This window comes from Actinomadura sp. BRA 177 (assembly GCF_013372625.1).
Taxonomy (GTDB): Bacteria; Actinomycetota; Actinomycetes; order Streptosporangiales; family Streptosporangiaceae; genus Spirillospora.
This window is the reverse complement of record NZ_JABXFD010000536.1, coordinates 1-2,798: the sequence shown is the minus strand read 5'-3', so window position 1 is coordinate 2,798 and position 2,798 is coordinate 1. Positions and strand designations below refer to the sequence as shown.

At 72.9% G+C, this 2,798-nt stretch carries 5 protein-coding genes; all 5 read right to left on the bottom strand.

What is annotated here, in order from left to right; genetic code table 11:
- The coding region (locus HUX53_RS30670; RefSeq protein WP_176406708.1) for a hypothetical protein at positions 1-478 on the bottom strand (478 nt) is incomplete at its 3' end.
- 93 nt (positions 479-571) lie between these two features.
- Complete coding sequence (galT, locus tag HUX53_RS30665; RefSeq protein ID WP_176406707.1) at positions 572-1,612, bottom strand: galactose-1-phosphate uridylyltransferase; 1,041 nt, start codon at positions 1,610-1,612, stop codon at positions 572-574.
- Positions 1,613-1,636: 24 nt separating this feature from the next.
- The gene (locus HUX53_RS30660) at positions 1,637-2,257 is read right to left on the bottom strand and encodes an ATP/GTP-binding protein (RefSeq protein ID WP_176406706.1); all 621 of its coding nucleotides are present in this window, start codon (positions 2,255-2,257) and stop codon (positions 1,637-1,639) included.
- Positions 2,238-2,615, bottom strand: a complete 378-nt coding sequence (locus HUX53_RS30655) for a DUF742 domain-containing protein (protein ID WP_176406705.1) — start codon at positions 2,613-2,615, stop codon at positions 2,238-2,240. The genes HUX53_RS30660 and HUX53_RS30655 overlap by 20 nt, the downstream gene beginning before the upstream one ends.
- Positions 2,616-2,621: 6 nt before the next feature.
- Complete coding sequence (locus HUX53_RS30650) at positions 2,622-2,777, bottom strand: hypothetical protein (protein ID WP_176406704.1); 156 nt, start codon at positions 2,775-2,777, stop codon at positions 2,622-2,624.
- Positions 2,778-2,798 lie beyond the last annotated feature (21 nt).

Here is a 2,798-nt window from a genome sequence, read left to right as displayed (position 1 = left end):
CGGGGGTGGCGTGCAGGATCCAGCGGTCGATGGCCCGGGGGCCGAGCCAGAGGGTGAACTCGGCGAGGCATTCGCCGGTGAGGGCGTCGTGGACGGCGACCTCGGCGTCGTTCGCTGGGCCGAAGACGGCGACGACGGCGGCGCGGCCGTGGTGGGCGGCGAGGCCGAGGAGGTCGGGCTGGGCGTCGAAGACCGGTTCGTGGCCCGTGGAGAGGTCGTGGACGTGGACGCGGTCGCGGTGCGTCCAGGCGACGGTCGGGGAGCCGGCGGGGACGCCGAACGCCCAGTCGGCGCGGTCGGCGGGGAAGTCGGGGATCGGCGCGCCGAGGGCCGCGCCGGCGGCGAGGTCCCAGAGCTGACCGGTGTTCGCGCCGCGCGCCGCCTGGGAGGTGAACGCCAGCGGCGCTCCCTCGGCGGTGACGGCGACGCTGTCGAACGATCCTTGCGCGAGCGGTTCCACCAGCACGCTTTCCGGCATGCGACGGAGAGTAGGGCACCCGGCCGCGATCGTTCCACGGACTCGCGAAAACTCGGTCGCGGTGTGACATTTCCGCGCGCGGCGAAGCTGTAATCAGCCGGCGGCGCGGAGGCGGGCCGCGATGTCCTCCGGGGAGACGTCGTTGATCCAGGCGGCCATGCCCGATTCGGAGCCGGCCAGGTACTTGATCTTGTCGGGGGCGCGCCGGATGGAGAACAGCTCCAAGTGGAGGCGGAGCAGGTCGTTTCCGGTGGGAGCCTGGTGCCAGCCGGCCACGTACGGAAGCGGGGTGCCGTAGAGGGCGTCGCAGCGGCGCAGGAGGTCCCGGTAGAGGACGGCGAGTTCGTCGCGTTCGGCGGCGTCCAGCGCGGTGAAGTCGGGGACGTGGCGGTGCGGCATCAGGTGCACCTCGACCGGCCAGCGGGCGGCGGCGGGGACGTAGGCCGTCCAGTGCTCGCCCGGCAGGACGACGCGGCCGCCGGCGCGTTCGGCCTTCAGGACGTCCGCGAAGAGGTCCGGGTGCGCGGCGGCCATCGTGAGCATGCGGTCGGTGCGGGGCGTGATGAACGGGTACCCGTAGATCTGGCCGTGCGGGTGGTGGAGCGTCACGCCGATCTCCACGCCGCGGTTCTCGAACACGTAGACCTGCCGGACGCCGGGGACCGCGGCGATCTCGGCGGTGCGGTCGGCCCACGCGTCGATGATCATCCGGACGCGGGAGACCGGCAGTTGCGCCATCGACGTGGAGTGCTCGTTGGTGAAGCACACGACCTCGCAGCGGCCGGCGCCGCGGGCCCGCTCGACGCCGTCGATCTCCGGCGGGACCGGCGGCGTGCGGACGTCGAACGACGGGAACCGGTTCTCGAACGCGACGACGTCGTAGGACGGGTCCGGTATCTCCGAGGCGGGGCCGCCGGGGCACAGCGGGCACTCGTCGGCGGGCGGCAGGAGCGGGCGCGGGTTGCGGGGCGCGGTGATCGTGACGTGCGCGCCGGTCAGCGGGTGGCGGCGCGTCTCGCAGACCGGCTCGACCGGCGGCAGCCCGCGCGGGTCGGGGACGGGCACCCGGCCCGGCGCCTCGTCGTAGTAGACGATCTCGCGGCCGTCGGAGAGACGTGCGCGTGTCCGGTTCATGTCACCGGAAGCCTACCGGCATGATCACCCGGCGGTGGCGCCCGCCGGGTTCTGCGCCTCGTGCACGCTGAGCAGGTGCTTCACCAGCGTCGTCAGCACCTCCTTGCCGGACGTGCGCTCCCGGACGTCGCAGAGCACGACCGGGGTGTCGGGGCGCAGGTCGAGCGCCTCCCGGATCTCCTCGGCCGTGTAGTCGTAGCCGTCGTCGAAGCAGTTCACGGCGATGACGAACGGCAGGCTCCGGTTCTCGAAGTAGTCGACGGCGGGGAAGCAGTCGGCGAGCCGGCGGGTGTCGGCGAGGACGACGGCGCCGAGCGCGCCGAACGACAGCTCGTCCCACATGAACCAGAAGCGGTCCTGGCCGGGCGTGCCGAACAGGTAGAGGACGAGGCCGTCGCGGATCGTGATGCGGCCGAAGTCCATCGCGACCGTGGTGGTCGTCTTCTGCTCGATGCCCTCGGTGTCGTCGACGCCGACGCTGCGGTCGGTGAGCAGCTCCTCGGTCTGCAGCGGGCGGATCTCGCTGACCGCGCCGACGAGCGTGGTCTTGCCGACCCCGAACCCGCCGGCGACGAGGATCTTCACCGCGACCGGCGCCGCCGGGGCGGATCCCTCGCCGGCGTTCTCAGAGGGCTTGGAGACCATGGAGCACTTCCCTCAGCAGACGTTCCTGGGAGAGCGGGCTCTCCTGGTGGGGGCGGTGGGCGGTGATGAGCCGGTGGTGCAGCAGGTCGCCGAGCAGGACGCGCACGACGACCAGCGGCAGCCGCATCCGGGCCGCGATCTCGGCGACCGGCTGCGGCTGCACGCACATCTCCAGGATGTCGAGATGCTCGGGGCCGATGCCGGGCGAGCCCGACCGGGGCCGCGCCGCGGTCGAGACTATCGTGATCATGTCGAAGCCCTCGCCGGCCGCGGGCCGCGCCCGCCCCCGGGTGAGCGCGTACGACCGGACGATCGGGCCGGCCTCGTCATCCAGCCATTCGCTGCCAGGACCGGTCATGGCCCGTCACGATTCCTCGTTGTCGAGGGCCTCGGCGCGGCCGCGCCGGGTGCCCTGCTGGATGGACGACATCATCGACCGCAGCTCCTCGGGCGACCGGCTCGCGCGCGGCTCGGCGGGCGGCGGGGGCGCCGCACGGTCCTCGCGCAGCTGCGCGGCCATGTCTGGCTCCTATACACATCT

Excerpts from the sequence above, each read along its gene's own strand:
- HUX53_RS30660 (WP_176406706.1), bottom strand. The coding sequence starts at position 2,257 with ATGGTCTCCAAGCCCTCTGAGAACGCCGGCGAGGGATCCGCCCCGGCG.
- HUX53_RS30650 (WP_176406704.1), bottom strand. The coding sequence starts at position 2,777 with ATGGCCGCGCAGCTGCGCGAGGACCGTGCGGCGCCCCCGCCGCCCGCC.
- HUX53_RS30655 (WP_176406705.1), bottom strand. The coding sequence starts at position 2,615 with ATGACCGGTCCTGGCAGCGAATGGCTGGATGACGAGGCCGGCCCGATC.
- galT (WP_176406707.1), bottom strand. The coding sequence starts at position 1,612 with ATGAACCGGACACGCGCACGTCTCTCCGACGGCCGCGAGATCGTCTAC.